The sequence below is a fragment of the Actinoplanes auranticolor genome, assembly GCF_018332655.1.
Classification (GTDB): domain Bacteria; phylum Actinomycetota; class Actinomycetes; order Mycobacteriales; family Micromonosporaceae; genus Actinoplanes; species Actinoplanes auranticolor.
This window is the reverse complement of sequence record NZ_BOQL01000058.1, coordinates 77444-90671: the sequence shown is the minus strand read 5'-3', so window position 1 is coordinate 90671 and position 13228 is coordinate 77444. Positions and strand designations below refer to the sequence as shown.

Annotated in this window: 14 protein-coding genes and 1 riboswitch; of the genes, 12 read left to right on the top strand and 2 right to left on the bottom strand. The window is 72.6% G+C overall.

The window, feature by feature from the left end; all coding sequences use genetic code 11:
- Positions 1-36 precede the first annotated feature (36 nt).
- On the bottom strand, positions 37-1230 hold the full coding sequence (locus Aau02nite_RS33645) for an esterase-like activity of phytase family protein (protein ID WP_212992642.1): 1194 nt from the start codon (positions 1228-1230) through the stop codon (positions 37-39).
- Between the two features lie 146 nt (positions 1231-1376).
- Here Aau02nite_RS33645 and def point away from each other — a divergent pair, with 146 nt between their 5' ends.
- From def to Aau02nite_RS33625, 4 genes are read left to right on the top strand one after another with little or no spacing between them, the layout of a single operon-like run.
- The gene (gene def / locus Aau02nite_RS33640) at positions 1377-1928 is read left to right on the top strand and encodes a peptide deformylase (RefSeq protein WP_212992641.1); all 552 of its coding nucleotides are present in this window, start codon (positions 1377-1379) and stop codon (positions 1926-1928) included.
- 4 nt (positions 1929-1932) lie between these two features.
- Positions 1933-2859, top strand: coding sequence for a methionyl-tRNA formyltransferase (gene fmt, locus Aau02nite_RS33635; RefSeq protein ID WP_212992640.1), 927 nt, complete (start codon positions 1933-1935; stop codon positions 2857-2859).
- On the top strand, positions 2856-4364 hold the full coding sequence (locus Aau02nite_RS33630) for an RsmB/NOP family class I SAM-dependent RNA methyltransferase (protein ID WP_212992639.1): 1509 nt from the start codon (positions 2856-2858) through the stop codon (positions 4362-4364). The genes fmt and Aau02nite_RS33630 overlap by 4 nt, the downstream gene beginning before the upstream one ends.
- A 48-nt stretch (positions 4365-4412) precedes the next feature.
- The gene (locus tag Aau02nite_RS33625) at positions 4413-5036 is read left to right on the top strand and encodes a sulfotransferase family protein (RefSeq protein WP_212992638.1); all 624 of its coding nucleotides are present in this window, start codon (positions 4413-4415) and stop codon (positions 5034-5036) included.
- Positions 5037-5039: 3 nt separating this feature from the next.
- Here Aau02nite_RS33625 and Aau02nite_RS33620 read toward each other — a convergent pair whose 3' ends face one another.
- Positions 5040-5906, bottom strand: coding sequence for a septum formation family protein (locus Aau02nite_RS33620; RefSeq protein WP_212992637.1), 867 nt, complete (start codon positions 5904-5906; stop codon positions 5040-5042).
- A gap of 77 nt (positions 5907-5983) precedes the next feature.
- Here Aau02nite_RS33620 and rpe point away from each other — a divergent pair, with 77 nt between their 5' ends.
- From rpe to Aau02nite_RS33580, 8 genes are all read left to right on the top strand, one after another.
- A complete protein-coding gene (gene rpe, locus Aau02nite_RS33615; protein WP_212992636.1) occupies positions 5984-6661 on the top strand; it encodes a ribulose-phosphate 3-epimerase in 678 nt (225 codons plus the stop codon).
- Complete coding sequence (locus tag Aau02nite_RS33610) at positions 6658-7692, top strand: GGDEF domain-containing response regulator (RefSeq protein WP_212992635.1); 1035 nt, start codon at positions 6658-6660, stop codon at positions 7690-7692. Before rpe ends, Aau02nite_RS33610 begins: the two co-directional genes overlap by 4 nt.
- Positions 7693-7753: 61 nt before the next feature.
- Positions 7754-7937, top strand: a riboswitch (FMN riboswitch).
- Positions 7938-8073: 136 nt separating this feature from the next.
- On the top strand, positions 8074-9129 hold the full coding sequence (gene ribD / locus Aau02nite_RS33605) for a bifunctional diaminohydroxyphosphoribosylaminopyrimidine deaminase/5-amino-6-(5-phosphoribosylamino)uracil reductase RibD (RefSeq protein ID WP_212992634.1): 1056 nt from the start codon (positions 8074-8076) through the stop codon (positions 9127-9129).
- On the top strand, positions 9129-9728 hold the full coding sequence (locus tag Aau02nite_RS33600; protein ID WP_212992633.1) for a riboflavin synthase: 600 nt from the start codon (positions 9129-9131) through the stop codon (positions 9726-9728). Before ribD ends, Aau02nite_RS33600 begins: the two co-directional genes overlap by 1 nt.
- On the top strand, positions 9725-10930 hold the full coding sequence (locus Aau02nite_RS33595; protein ID WP_212992632.1) for a bifunctional 3,4-dihydroxy-2-butanone-4-phosphate synthase/GTP cyclohydrolase II: 1206 nt from the start codon (positions 9725-9727) through the stop codon (positions 10928-10930). Before Aau02nite_RS33600 ends, Aau02nite_RS33595 begins: the two co-directional genes overlap by 4 nt.
- A gap of 55 nt (positions 10931-10985) precedes the next feature.
- Positions 10986-11462: a 6,7-dimethyl-8-ribityllumazine synthase gene (gene ribH, locus Aau02nite_RS33590; RefSeq protein WP_212992631.1), complete on the top strand. Its 477-nt coding sequence runs from the start codon at positions 10986-10988 to the stop codon at positions 11460-11462.
- Between the two features lie 48 nt (positions 11463-11510).
- Positions 11511-12260 (top strand): helix-turn-helix domain-containing protein, encoded by a 750-nt coding sequence (locus tag Aau02nite_RS33585; protein WP_212992630.1) that lies wholly within the window; start codon positions 11511-11513, stop codon positions 12258-12260.
- Positions 12257-13216 carry an alpha/beta fold hydrolase gene (locus tag Aau02nite_RS33580; RefSeq protein WP_212992629.1) on the top strand — a complete coding sequence of 320 codons (960 nt, stop codon included), beginning with the start codon at positions 12257-12259 and terminating at the stop codon, positions 13214-13216. The genes Aau02nite_RS33585 and Aau02nite_RS33580 overlap by 4 nt, the downstream gene beginning before the upstream one ends.
- Positions 13217-13228 lie beyond the last annotated feature (12 nt).

Genomic DNA, 13228 nt, shown 5'->3' with positions numbered 1-13228 from the left:
CGACCGTAACCCCGCCGCCGGCCGAGTGCCTCCCTGTTACCGGGCCGCCGGCAGCAGGCGCGGGTCCGGGTGCAGGGACGACGGCAGCCGTACGGTGATGAACTCGTTGTTGTCCGCCACGCCCGGCGTGCGGCCCGCCGAGCCCGGGAAGTTGTTGTCGTTGAGCACGGCCAGCGTCCGGCCGTCCAGCAGGGCCACGTCCTCGATCGTCTGGAACGGGAAGCGGAAGACCTTGCCGAAGCCGCCGATGCCCCGCGGGTTGGCGATCCGCAGCAGGTCCACCACCAGGGTCTTGTCCATCAGGCCGTCGTGGTTGCGGTCGCGGCGGTCGGCCAGGTAGATCCGCTTCACCGCGGCCGCGTCGCCCTGCGCGCCGTCGCGTTCGATCACCAGGAAGCGGTTCGCGTCGACCGGGATCGCGTCGCCGATCGCGTGCGACGGTGATTCCAGGCGGTACGTCCAGCGCTTGCCGGTGTAGTCGCCGCGCCGCACGTCGAACTCGTTGAAGCGCAGGTCGCCGGCCGTGTCACCGGTGACCGTGCCCTCCAGCAGCGGGTACAGGTAACGGCCGTCGGGGGAGTGGGCCATGCCCTCGAAGCCCTTGCTGCTGCCCAGGTTCGGGTTGCCGGCCGCGTTCTCCGGGGCGCGGACGCCCGGCAGCGGGATCGGTGCGCTCAGCAGCCGGCCGCCACGGTCGAAGTGCAGCAGCCACGGACCGAACTCGTCGCCGATCCACAGTGAGCCGTCGCGGCCGCGCACGATCGACTCGACGTCGAAGTCGGCGCCGGTCAGCACCCGGTCCGCGCGTACCAGGGGGAACGGGATCCTCGCGTCCGGGTCGGTCAGGTTGATGCCGCCCAGCACGTCGACCGCGCCGGTCGCCGGGACCGGGCCGATCTCCTGGATGCGCAGCAGGAAGTCGGCGCTGTTGGCCTTGGTGCCGAAGCCGTTGTCGGACAGCACGTCGTAGGTGCCGTCGCCGTTGGGCAGCACCCCGGAGAAGCCCTGGACCGGCTGGTCCGCCCAGGGCGCCGCGATGCCGTTCACCGGCGCCGTACCCAATGCCGCCCCGGACGGCTCGCTGCCCGGCACGAACGTCAGGGCCGGCAGGGACGCGAAGCCGGTCAGCGTGGGGGTCGCGGCCGAGTGCGCCGCGGAGGGGGCCGCCACCAGGCCGAGCGAGAGGGCGAGCAGGGCGGCACCGGCCGTCCGGGAAACGTTGAGTCGCATGAAGCCGGACAGTAGAGAGCCCGGATGAACCGTGATCGACGCCGGCGTGAAGCGGGGGCGCGGCCGGGCGACGCCGGCTGCCCGCCCGGGCTCCGTAGACTAGGTGCGATCAGCAATTCTTGTGAGCAGTCAGGAGTGGCACCCGCGTGACCGTCCAGCCCATCCGTCTGTTCGGCGACCCGGTGCTGCGTTCGCCGGCCGACGCCGTGGTCGACTTCGACAAGGAACTGCGCCGGCTCGTCCGGGACCTCACCGAGACGATGCAGGACGAGGGTGGCGCCGGCCTCGCCGCGCCCCAGCTCGGCGTGGGTCTACGGGTGTTCACCTTCCACGTCGACGACGTGACCGGCCACATCGTCAACCCGGTGCTGTCGTTCCCGGACGAGGAGGAGCAGGACGGCCCGGAGGGCTGCCTGTCCATCCCCGGCGTGTACGTCGACACCAAACGCCGCCAGAACGTCGTCGCGCAGGGCTTCACCGAGCACGGCGACCCGCTGCAACTGGTCGGCACCGGCCTGATGGCGCGCTGCGTGCAGCACGAGACCGACCACCTCGACGGGGTGCTCTTCCTGGACCGGCTGGACGCCGCCGCACGTAAGGACGCGATGAAGCAGATCCGTGCCGCCGAGTGGTACGACGCCGGCGCCCCGCCCAAGGTCAAGGTCAACCCGCACGGCATCTTCGGCCTGGGGCGGTGACCGGGTGCGCCTGATCTTCGCCGGCACCCCCGAGGTGACCCTGCCGTCCCTCGACGCGCTGGCCGCCTCCGGCCACGAGATCGTCGCCGTCGTCACCCGCCCCGACGCCCCGGCCGGCCGCGGCCGCCGCCTGGTGCGCTCCCCGGCCGGCGCCTGGGCCGACGAGCGCGGCATCGAGGTGCTCACCCCGCAGCGTCCCCGCGAGCCGGAGTTCCTGGAGCGGCTGCGCGAGCTCGCCCCGGACTGTGTGCCCGTGGTCGCCTACGGCGCGCTGGTGCCGCCCAGCGCCCTGGAGATCCCCAAGCACGGCTGGGTCAACCTGCACTTCTCGCTACTGCCCGCGTGGCGTGGCGCGGCGCCGGTGCAGCACGCCGTCCTGCACGGCGACGAGGTCACCGGCGCGAGCGTGTTCGAGCTGGAGGCCGGGATGGACACCGGCCCGGTGTACGGCACGCTGACCGAGCAGATCCGGGCCACCGACACCTCCGGTGACCTGCTGGCCCGGCTCGCCACCGAGGGCGCCGGCCTGCTGGTCGCCGTCCTGGACGCGATCGAGGCCGGCACCGCCCGGGCGCACCCGCAGCCCGCCGACGGCGTGTCGATGGCCCCGAAGATCACCGTCGAGGACGCCCGGGTCCGCTGGACCGACCCGGCGTTCGCCGTCGACCGGCGCATCCGCGCGTGCACCCCGGCGCCGGGCGCCTGGACCACCCTGCGCGACGAGCGGCTCAAGCTGGGACCGGTGCGCCCGGTGGCCAACGCCGCCGCGCTCGCCCCGGGGGAGCTGCTGGTCGAGCGCAGCCAGGTGCTGGCCGGCACGGCGACCACCCCGGTGATCCTGGGCGAGGTCCGGGCCGCCGGAAAGAAGCCCATGCCGGCCTCCGACTGGGCGCGTGGCCTGCGCCTCAACCCGGGGGAGACCCTGCTATGACCGACGACAGCAAGCCGCGTGAGCAGCGCCGGCACAGTGCCGACCGGCCGCACAATGCCGGTCCGCGCCGTCCCGGCGGTCCCGGGCAGGGCCGTGACCAGAGCCGCGACAGCCGTTCCGGGCGGGCTCCGCGAGCGGGTCGCCCGCCGTCGGACCCGGCCCGGCAGGCGGCGTACGAGGCCATCGCGGCCGTGCACCGGGATGACGCGTACGCGAACCTGGTGCTGTCCCAGATCCTGCGGGAGATGCGGCTGCACGGCCGGGACGCGGCGTTCGCGACCGAGCTGACCTACGGCACCCTGCGCGCCCTGGGCACCCTGGACCTGATCATCGCGGACGCGGCCGGCCGTGAGGTGTCGCGCATCGACCCGCCCGCCCGGGACGCGTTGCGCCTGGGCGCGTACCAGTTGCTTTTCACCCGGGTGCCGGCGCACGCCGCGGTGAACCAGACCGTCGACCTGGTCCGCTCGGTCGCGCCCGGCGCCCACGGCTTCGCCAATGCGGTCATGCGCACCATCTCGGACACCGGTCTCGACGACTGGCTGACCAAGCTCGCCCCGGACTACGCGGAGAATCCGGTCGGCAATCTCGCGGTCGTGCACAACCACCCGGAGTGGATCATCCGGTCCTTCGCCGAGGCGCTCGGCGGGGACCTGGAGGACACCGCCCGGCTGCTGATCGAGGACAACCAGCCGCCGACGGTGCACCTGTGCGCGCGGCCGGGACGGGCCGATGCGGTCGAGCTGGCCGACGAGGTCGACGGTGTACCGGGCGCGTTCTCGCCGTACGCGGTGTACCTGAACGGCGGTTCGCCCAGCGAGCTGGCCGCCATCCGCGAGGGGCGCGCCCACGTGCAGGACGAGGGCTCGCAGCTGGTGGCGGCCGCGATGCTGGCCGCGCCGATCGAGGGCCGGGACGACCGCTGGCTGGACCTGTGCGCCGGCCCCGGCGGTAAGGCCGGGCTGCTCGGCTCGATCGCCGCTCAGCGCGGCGCCGAGGTCACCGCGGTCGAGGTCGCCGACCACCGGGCCCGGCTGGTCGAGCAGGCCACGGCCGGGCTGCCGGTCACGGTGCTGCCGACCGACGGCCGTACGGTCGGACGCGACCCCGACCTGCCCGAGGACGGCTTCGACCGGGTGCTGGTGGACGCCCCATGCACCGGGCTGGGCTCGCTGCGCCGGCGTCCGGAGTCGCGCTGGCGGCGTACCCCGGCCGATCTGCCGCCGCTGACCCGGCTGCAGCGGGAGCTGCTCGTGGCCGCGTTGCGGGCCGTGCGCCCCGGTGGGGTCGTGGCGTATGTGACCTGCTCGCCGCACATGGTGGAGACCCAGGTGACGGTCACCGAGGGGTCCCGCCGCAGCGGCGTGGAGGTCGACTTCGTGGACGCGCGCCCGCTGCTGCCGCCGGGCATGCCGAAGCTCGGTCCGGGCCCGACCGTGCAGCTGTGGCCGCACCGGCACGGCACCGACGCGATGTTCCTGGCCGTGCTGCGCCGTACGAGCTGAGCGCCTTGTCGACGTTTCAGGTCGACAAGGCCAGGTATAGAGAAGTTCATGGATGTCATCGGCGTGGGATTCGGTCGGACGGGCACTCTCAGCCTGAAGGTCGCGCTCGAGCGGCTGGGGTTCGGGCCCTGCATGCACATGCTGCCGTTGCTGGAGGATCCGGAACGGGCTTCCCTGATCCACCGGGCGGCCGACGGCGACCTGGGCAGCCTGGACAGGGCCCTGACGGGCCACCGCTCCACGGTGGACTGGCCGGGGGCGTACTTCTGGCGGGAGCTGACCGACCGGCACCCGGACGCGAAGGTCCTCCTGACCGTCCGGGACCCGCAACGCTGGTACGACAGCGCGCACCGGACGATCTTCCAGGCCGCCATGCACACTCCGGCCGGCGCGGACGGGGTCACGCCGGCCGGGCTGGAGATGGCCCGCGAGGTGGTCTGGGCGCGCACCTTCGGCGGCCGGTTCGCCGACCGCGAGCACGCCGTGCGGGTGTTCACGGAGCACAACGAGGCTGTGCGCCGGGAGGTCCCGGCGGAGCGGTTGCTCGAGTTCGAGGTGGCGCAGGGCTGGCAGCCGCTCTGCGACTTCCTGGGCGTGGCCGTGCCGCCGGAGCCGTTCCCGCGGACCAACGACAGCGCGTCGTTCCAGGCCCACTTCATGCAGCGGGCCTAGCTCTCAGTCGACGGGCAGCATTGAGGAGCCGGCGCCCTTCAGGGAGCGAGTGAAGGTTCGCTTGGCGAAGTACACGAAGCAGCGCACCCGGCGCTCGCCGGACAGCCATTCGGTGCGGGTCGGGTTGTAGGAGATCCAGCCGGTGCGGTACTGCATGTCCGAGTCGTCGGGCAGCTTCGCGAACCTGGCGATCACGCTGCGGCAGCCGGCCGCGCTGCGCTCGGTGCCGGACTCCAGCGCCGCGTAGGTGATCTCCGGTGCCTGCCACAGCCCGGCGAACTCCGCCCGGTGCGGCTTGTCGCAGGCCACCGGCCGCATCGTGGTGACCGTCTCGCCGTCCACCGTCGGGTTGAAGCAGCCCAGCTCGAGCGCCGACGCGCCGGCCAGCTCCCCGGCCAGGCTGCCGGTGCGGCTGGTCCGGCTCTGCCCGTCGAGGTCGGCGGTCGTGACGTCGCAGCGGAACCAGCGCGCGCCGCCCGACCAGCCGGCCTTCGTCGGCCACACCACCTGCACGGCCACCCGGGCGGTGCGCCACGGTCCGCCCAGGAAGCCGGCCGCCCGCTCCGAGCACTCCTGGAACGCCGCGCGGGCTCCCGCACTGCCGGCGGCCGGGACCACGTCGGCGTCCGCCGCGGTGCCCACATGGAAGGTCTCCGAGACGTGCAGCTCGGCGCAGTCCACCGGCCGGTAGTCGTCCAGGGCCGCGGTCGCCGCCAGCGTCTCGTGGCACTGGCCGGTGGCGGGGCGGAAGGGCGCCGGGGAGGCGGGCAGGCGCCAGTCGTCGGTCAGGTCGCCGTCGGTGCCGTCCGGCGGCGCGCCGGAGCAACCGGCGGTGAGCAGCACCGCCAGCAGCACCGCCGTGCGTCGCATAAAACCCTCCGGGACCGGACTGAAGGCAGTCTCCAGGAGTATCCCGGGTGACGGCAATCAGGCCATACACTTCACCGGTGGATCCATCGCCGATCATCGCCCCCAGCATCCTGGCCGCGGACTTCGCCCACCTCGCCACCGCGGTGCACGACATCGAGGGCGCCGCGGACTGGGTGCACGTGGACGTCATGGACAACCATTTCGTCCCGAATCTGACCATCGGCCTGCCGGTCGTGCAGAGTCTGCGCAAGGCGACCGTCATCCCGTTCGACGTGCATCTGATGATCACCGATCCGGAGCGCTGGGCGCCCGGGTACGCCGAGGCCGGCGCGTACAACGTGACCTTCCACGCCGAGGCCTGCGAGAACCCGGTGGCCCTGGCCGGGACGCTGCGCGCGGCCGGCGCCAAGGCCGGCCTGGCCATCGACCGGGACACCCCGGTCGAGCCGTATCTCGAGCTGCTTCCCTATGTGGACACGGTGCTGATCATGACGATCAAGGCCGGGTTCGGCGGGCAGAAGTTCATGCCCGAGATGCTGGAGAAGGTGCGTGACGTGCGCCGCCGGATCCGGGCCAAGAACCTGGAGGTACGCCTCGAGGTCGACGGTGGCATCGCCGCCGACACCATCGAGCAGGCCGCCGAGGCCGGTGCCGACGCGTTCGTCGCGGGCACCGCGGTGTACGGCGCCGACGACCCCGCCGAGGCCTGCCGCAAGCTGCGCGCCCTGGCCGAGCGTGCGACGGTGCACGCATGAGCACCGGGGTCGTCCGGCACAAGGTCGATGCCAGCGCCGCCGAGCCGGAGGAGCGGCCCGACCTGATCCTCGTGGTCGACGACGACGAGGACATCGCCAGCTTCGTCGCGTTCAACCTCAAGGTGCACGGCTTCGAGGTGATGCGGGCCCGCGACGGCCAGCAGGCCCTCGAGGTGATGGAGAGCCGCCGCCCCGACCTGGCCGTGGTCGACTGGATGATGCCGAACATGAACGGCGTCGAGCTGACCCGCCGGCTGCGCGCCGAGCCGCTCACCTCGGCGCTGCCGGTGATCATGCTCACCGCCAAGGGGATGACCGTCGACAAGGTGGTCGGCCTCACCGCCGGCGTCGACGACTACCTGGTCAAGCCGTTCGACACCGCCGAGCTGATCGCCCGGGTCTCCTCGACGCTGCGGCGCAACAAGGAGTTCCGCGAGGTCTCCCCGCTGACCGGCCTGCCCGGCAACGCGCGGGTGCGCCGCGAGATCGTGGACCGGATGAAGACCGGCAAGGACTTCGCGGTCGGCTACATCGACATCGACCGGTTCAAGAGCGTCAACGACGTGTACGGCTTCGACCGCGGCGACGAGTTCATCACCGCCCTGGCCGGCAGCCTGCACCGGGCGGTGGCCGCCACCGGGCGCCCGCCGGTCTTCCTGGGCCACATCGGCGGCGACGACTTCGTCTTCATCTGCACGCCGGAGCAGGTCCTGCCGCTGACCAAGCGCACGGTGACCGACTTCGAGACCGTCGCCGACGGGCTCTACGACCCCGAGGACGCGCAGCGGGGCTACATCGAGGTGCCCGACCGGCGCGGCAACAAGCAGCGCGCCGCGCTGGTGACGCTCTCGATCGGCGTCGCGCAGGCCACCGCGGAGGGCCGCCGCTTCGAGGACGCCCGGGTGGTGGTCGCCGTGGCCTCCGAGATGAAGAAGGTCGCCAAGAGCCAGCCGGGCTCCTTCGTGGCGATCGACCGCCGCCGCGCCGACTCGGAGGACCCGGAGGACCCCTCGTCGGGCGTGGGTCTGTGACGTGGATCGCCCACCAGGTGGCAACCCGCGATTCGCGTGCAAGACTCATGGGTGACCCACCACGCGCTGGCGGGACTCGGTGAAATTCCGAACCGGCGGTGATGCCCTGCTCCGGCAGGGCTGAGCCCGCGACCCGGACGTCGATACCAAGACGGACGGTGGATCTGGTGAGACTCCAGAGCCGACGGTTGAGCGGACGGCCCTCGGGCCGACTGCTCAGACAGTCCGGATGGGAGACAGCGCGCGGGAGCAGGATGAGGGCTCGTCGCGGCGTGCTCACACCTGGGGTGGCGCGAAGCGTCCCCTCATGTCCTGTTTCTGCTTGTCTGCTCCCTCTCTTTCCAGCGCGTGACCGCACCGCGCATGGAGAGGGAAACGCAGATGGTCACCGACGACGAGGCGATGGGCCGCGCGATCGCGCTCGCCGCCCGCGGCCTCGGCACGACCAGCCCCAACCCGGTGGTCGGCTGCGTGCTGCTCAGCGCGGAGGGCGAGGTCGTCGGCGAGGGCTTCCACGCGTACGCCGGCGGACCGCACGCCGAGATCGTCGCGCTGGCCCAGGCCGGTGAGCGCGCCCGCGGCGGAACGGCTGTCGTCACCCTCGAGCCCTGCAACCACACCGGCCGCACCGGCCCCTGCGCCCAGGCCCTGATCAACGCCGGCATCGTCCGGGTGGTCATCGCCGTCGACGACCCCACGCCCGTGGCGGCCGGCGGGGCGGCGACCCTGCGCGACGCCGGGGTCCGGGTCGAGACCGGGGTGGGCCGGGCGCCGGCCGAGGAGGGCAACGTCGCCTGGCTGACCGCCGTACGCCGCGGCCGGCCGTACGTGACCTGGAAGTACGCCGCGACCCTGGACGGGCGTTCGGCCGCCGCGGACGGCACCAGTCAGTGGATCACCTCGGCGCCGGCCCGCAGCGACGTGCACAAGCTGCGCAGCGCGGTCGACGCGATCGTCGCCGGGGTCGGCACCATCATCGCCGACGATCCCCAGCTCACCGTGCGCGACCTGCGCGACGGCAGCCTGGCCATCAAGCAGCCCTGGCGGGTCGTGGTGGACTCGTCCGGGCGTACCCCGGCCACCGCCCGGATCCGGGACCAGGCCGCACCCACCTGGATCGCGACGGCGGCCGAGGTCGGCACCGGCCCCGACGGCCGGGTCGACCTCGCCGCCCTGCTCACCGAGCTGTACGCCCGCGGCGTGCGCGCCGTGCTGCTGGAGGGCGGCCCCACCCTGGCCGGCGGTTTCCTGGCGGCCGGGCTGGTCGACAAGGTGGTCGGCTACATCGCGCCGAAGATGCTCGGCGCCGGCCAGCCGTCCCTGGTCGGCGCGGGCGTCACCACCATCGCCGAGGCCATCGAGCTGGACCTGATCGACATCGCGCGGGTCGGACCCGACCTGCGCTTCACCGCATCGCTCCGAGCCAAGGAGGCCTGATGTTCACCGGAATCGTCGAAGAACTGGGTGAGGTCGTCTACCTCACCGACGCGGGAGGCGACTCGGCGGTGATCGCCGTGCGCGGTCCCGTCGTCACGTCCGACGCTCGGCACGGCGACTCGATCTCGGTCAACGGCGTCTGCCTGACCGTCATCGACAACGTCGACGGCGTCTTCACCGCCGACGTCATGGGCGAGAGCCTGCGCCGCTCCTCGCTCGGCGTGCTGACCGCGGGCAGCCAGGTCAACCTGGAACGCGCCGCCACGGTCGGCTCCCGCCTCGGCGGGCATCTGGTGCAGGGCCACGTCGACGGCGTCGGCCGGGTGGTGGCTCGCGAGCCTGCCGACGAGTGGGAGGTGCTGCGCTTCTCGCTGCCGAGCGAGCTCTCGCGGTACGTGGTGGAGAAGGGCTCGATCACCGTGGACGGGGTGTCGCTGACCGTCATGGCGGTCACCGCGGACACCTTCGACGTCGGCCTGATCCCGACCACGCTCAAGCTCACCGTGCTGGGCGCCAAGTCCGTCGGCGACCCGGTCAACCTCGAGGTCGACATCATCGCCAAGTACGTCGAGAAGATGCTGGGGGAGCGGTTGTCATGAGCACCGACATCGAACGGGCGATCAAGGACATCGCGGCCGGGCGCGCGGTGATCGTGGTCGACGACGAGGACCGCGAGAACGAGGGCGATCTGATCTTCGCCGCCGAGCACGCCACGCCGGAGCTGGTCGCGTTCATGGTCCGCTACACCTCGGGCTACATCTGCGTGCCGCTGCCCGAGGAGGAGGCCGACCGGCTCGACCTGCCGCCGATGTACCACACCAACCAGGACCGGCGCGGGACCGCGTACGCGGTGACCGTCGACGCCCGGGAGGGCATCAGCACCGGCATCTCGGCCGCCGACCGCGCGCACACCATCCGGCTGCTCGGCTCCGCGCAGACCCAGCCCACCGACCTGTCCCGGCCGGGACACGTCGTGCCGCTGCGGGCCAAGGCCGGTGGCGTGCTGCGCCGGCCGGGCCACACCGAGGCCGCGATCGACCTGTCCGTGCTGGCCGGGCTGCGCCCCGCCGGCGTGCTCTGCGAGATGATCAACGACGACGGCACCATGATGCGGATGCCCGACCTGGAGAGGTTCGCGGCCGAGCACGACCTGGCGCTGATCAGCATCGCGGATCTCATCGCGTACCGCCGCCGGCACGAGACCCTGGTCGAGCGGGTCGTCGAGACCCGGCTGCCGACCGAGCACGGCGACTTCACCGCCGTGGGCTACCGCACCGACGTGGCCGGCGCCGAGCACGTCGCGCTGGTCTTCGGTGACCTCGGCGACGGCGAGGACGTGCTGGTCCGGGTGCATTCCGAGTGCCTGACCGGCGACGTCTTCGGCTCGGTGCGCTGCGACTGCGGGCCCCAGCTCGACGCCGCCCTGGACCGGGTGGCCGAGGCCGGGCGCGGGGTCGTGCTCTACATGCGGGGCCACGAGGGACGCGGCATCGGGCTGCTGCACAAGCTGCAGGCGTACCAGTTGCAGGACCGCGGCCTGGACACCGTCGACGCGAACCTCGAGCTGGGCCTGCCCGCCGACGCCCGCGACTACGGCACCGGCGCGCAGATCCTCTACGACCTGGGCGTGCGCTCGATGCGGCTGCTCACCAACAACCCGGCCAAGCGGGCCGGGCTGGAGGGCTACGGCCTGACCATCACCGGCCGCGCGGAGCTGCCGGTGCGCCCGCACCCGGAGAACGTGCGCTACCTGCGGACCAAGCGGGACCGGATGGGCCACCTCTTCGAGGCACTGGGCTGATTCACCGGCGCCGGTACGCCGGCCGGAGTTAACTACTGCAAAGAGGGGGCAACACATGGCCGGTTTCGGGGATCCGCACCTCAACACCGTCGACGCCGCCGGACTCAAGCTCGGCATCGTCGGCTCGCGCTGGCACGCCGACCTGGTCGACCACATGGTCGCGCGGGCTCAGGCGGCGGCCCAGGCGTGCGGCGTGCAGGACGTGGTCGTGGCCCGGGTGGCCGGCTCGGTCGAGCTGCCGGTCGTGGCCCAGGCCCTGGCCAAGCGCTGCGACGCGGTGGTCGCGCTGGGCGTGGTCATCCGCGGCGAGACCGCGCACTTCAACTACGTCAACGACGCGGTGACGGCCGGGCTGACCCGGGTGGCGCTGGACGAGCAGACCCCGGTGGCGCACGGCGTGCTCACCGTGGAGAGCCTGGGCCAGGCCAAGGACCGGGCCGGCCTGGAGGACTCGATCGAGGACAAGGGCTGGCAGTCCACGGTCGCGGTGCTGGACGCGGTCCTGGCCATCCGGGAGCTGAGCAAGGGCTGACCCGGCGGGCTTGCGCATGACGTAACGTCACGTGTTCTCGTTGGGGCCATGGACGGCCTCGGAGTGGGTGCGGCGGCTGCCGCCAGCGGAGTCAGCGTGCGAGCGCTGCAGTTCTACGACCGGATCGGGCTGCTGCCGGTCGGGCGGGACCAGGCCGGCCGGCGCTGCTACACCCGGGCGGACCTCGCGCGGCTGCAACGGATCCGGATGCTGACGGCGGCCGGGGTTTCCCTGGCGGAGATCCGCCGGGTGCTGGACGCCGGGACCGAGCACGAGCCGCACGAGCTCTACGCCGCCCAGATCGCCTGGTGCGAGCAGCAGGAGCTGGCTCTGCGCGTCCAGCGCACCGTGCTGGAGTCGGTCACCTGGGTGCTGCGCCGGCATCCGGACATCGCCGTGCCCAGCGCCGCGCTGACCGCGCTGATGAACGTCGAGGACACGCTGCTGCGGTACGCGTCCGTCACCGACGGCGAAGCCGCGCCGGCCGCGCTCGCCGAGCGGGACACGGCCTGGCACATCGAGGTCTACTTCCGGTGGAAGGCCGTGTCCATCGAGGCGTTGCTGCTGTCGAGTGTCTCGGTGCCGCCCACCGACCCGTCCGGCCTGCTGGTGGGTGAGCACTGGGACACCTATCTGCGGTTTGCTCTGGGCGACGAGCCCGACGCCGGGCTGAGCGAGGCCTACCGCAGCGTCACGGAGAACAACGAGCACTGGCCACCGGCCGATCGTGCTCTGCACGAGACCACCGCCGAGTACCTGGAGTCGTGCCACCGCGCGTACCGGGGGAGCCGGTCATGACAAAACGCCGCGTCCTGGCCGTCACGGTGGTCGTTCTCGCGCTCCTGGGTCTGATCCCGTGGGCGATGAGCGACAAGGCGCCGGTCGGGCACTTCTCCTCGGCCGCGGACAAGGACGATTTCCTGGCCGCCTACCGCGCGGCGATGGCCGGGCTGCCGACACCGGAGCGGACGCTGGACGTGCGCACCAGCTACGGCATCGTACGGCTCTACCGGTTCGCCGGCGCCGAGGACGACCAGCCTCCGCTGGTGCTGGTGCCCGGTCGTGCCGCGGCCGGCCCGATGTGGGCCGACAACCTCCCCGGCCTGCTCGAGGTGCGCTCGGTCTACACCGTCGACCTGCTCGGAGAGCCCGGCCTGAGCGTGCAGGACAGACCGATCACCACCGAACGGGACCACGCCGCGTGGCTGCGCGAGACGCTCGCCCAGCTCCCGGAGCAGCGGGTGCACCTGGTCGGCTACTCGATCGGCGGCTGGACGGCGATGAACCTGGTCGTGCACGCGCCGGACAAGGTCGCCTCGCTCACGCTGATCGAGCCGGTCCTGGTCTTCGCCGGCCTGTCCGCCGAGGCCGTGGTGCGCTCGATCCCGGCCTCGGTGAGCTGGCTGCCGAAGGGCATGCGGGACAGCTTCAACAGTTGGCTGGCCGGGGGCGCTCCGGTGGAGGACGAGCCGGTCGCCGACATGATCGAGGCCGGTATGCGGACGTACCGGCTCAAGCTCTCGGCGCCGGGGCGCATCCCGGCGGAGAAGATCGCGGCGGTCGACACTCCGACGCTGGTGATCATGGCCGGGGCCTCACCCATGCATGACGCCGCTGCGGCCGCCGAGCTGGCCGGCCGGACGCTCCGCAACGGCACCGTGGTCACCTATCCGGGCGCCTCGCACGCCGTCAACGGCGAGCATCCGGCCGAGCTGGCCCGCGACATCGCGGGTCACGTCGCCCGGCATTCCTGATCACCTCGGGGC

Excerpts from the sequence above, each read along its gene's own strand:
- Aau02nite_RS33620 (WP_212992637.1), bottom strand. The coding sequence starts at position 5,906 with ATGCGACGCACGGCGGTGCTGCTGGCGGTGCTGCTCACCGCCGGTTGC.
- Aau02nite_RS33610 (WP_212992635.1), top strand. The coding sequence starts at position 6,658 with ATGAGCACCGGGGTCGTCCGGCACAAGGTCGATGCCAGCGCCGCCGAG.
- Aau02nite_RS33600 (WP_212992633.1), top strand. The coding sequence starts at position 9,129 with ATGTTCACCGGAATCGTCGAAGAACTGGGTGAGGTCGTCTACCTCACC.
- Aau02nite_RS33630 (WP_212992639.1), top strand. The coding sequence starts at position 2,856 with ATGACCGACGACAGCAAGCCGCGTGAGCAGCGCCGGCACAGTGCCGAC.
- ribD (WP_212992634.1), top strand. The coding sequence starts at position 8,074 with ATGGTCACCGACGACGAGGCGATGGGCCGCGCGATCGCGCTCGCCGCC.
- Aau02nite_RS33625 (WP_212992638.1), top strand. The coding sequence starts at position 4,413 with ATGGATGTCATCGGCGTGGGATTCGGTCGGACGGGCACTCTCAGCCTG.
- Aau02nite_RS33585 (WP_212992630.1), top strand. The coding sequence starts at position 11,511 with ATGGACGGCCTCGGAGTGGGTGCGGCGGCTGCCGCCAGCGGAGTCAGC.
- Aau02nite_RS33645 (WP_212992642.1), bottom strand. The coding sequence starts at position 1,230 with ATGCGACTCAACGTTTCCCGGACGGCCGGTGCCGCCCTGCTCGCCCTC.
- ribH (WP_212992631.1), top strand. The coding sequence starts at position 10,986 with ATGGCCGGTTTCGGGGATCCGCACCTCAACACCGTCGACGCCGCCGGA.
- Aau02nite_RS33595 (WP_212992632.1), top strand. The coding sequence starts at position 9,725 with ATGAGCACCGACATCGAACGGGCGATCAAGGACATCGCGGCCGGGCGC.
- Aau02nite_RS33580 (WP_212992629.1), top strand. The coding sequence starts at position 12,257 with ATGACAAAACGCCGCGTCCTGGCCGTCACGGTGGTCGTTCTCGCGCTC.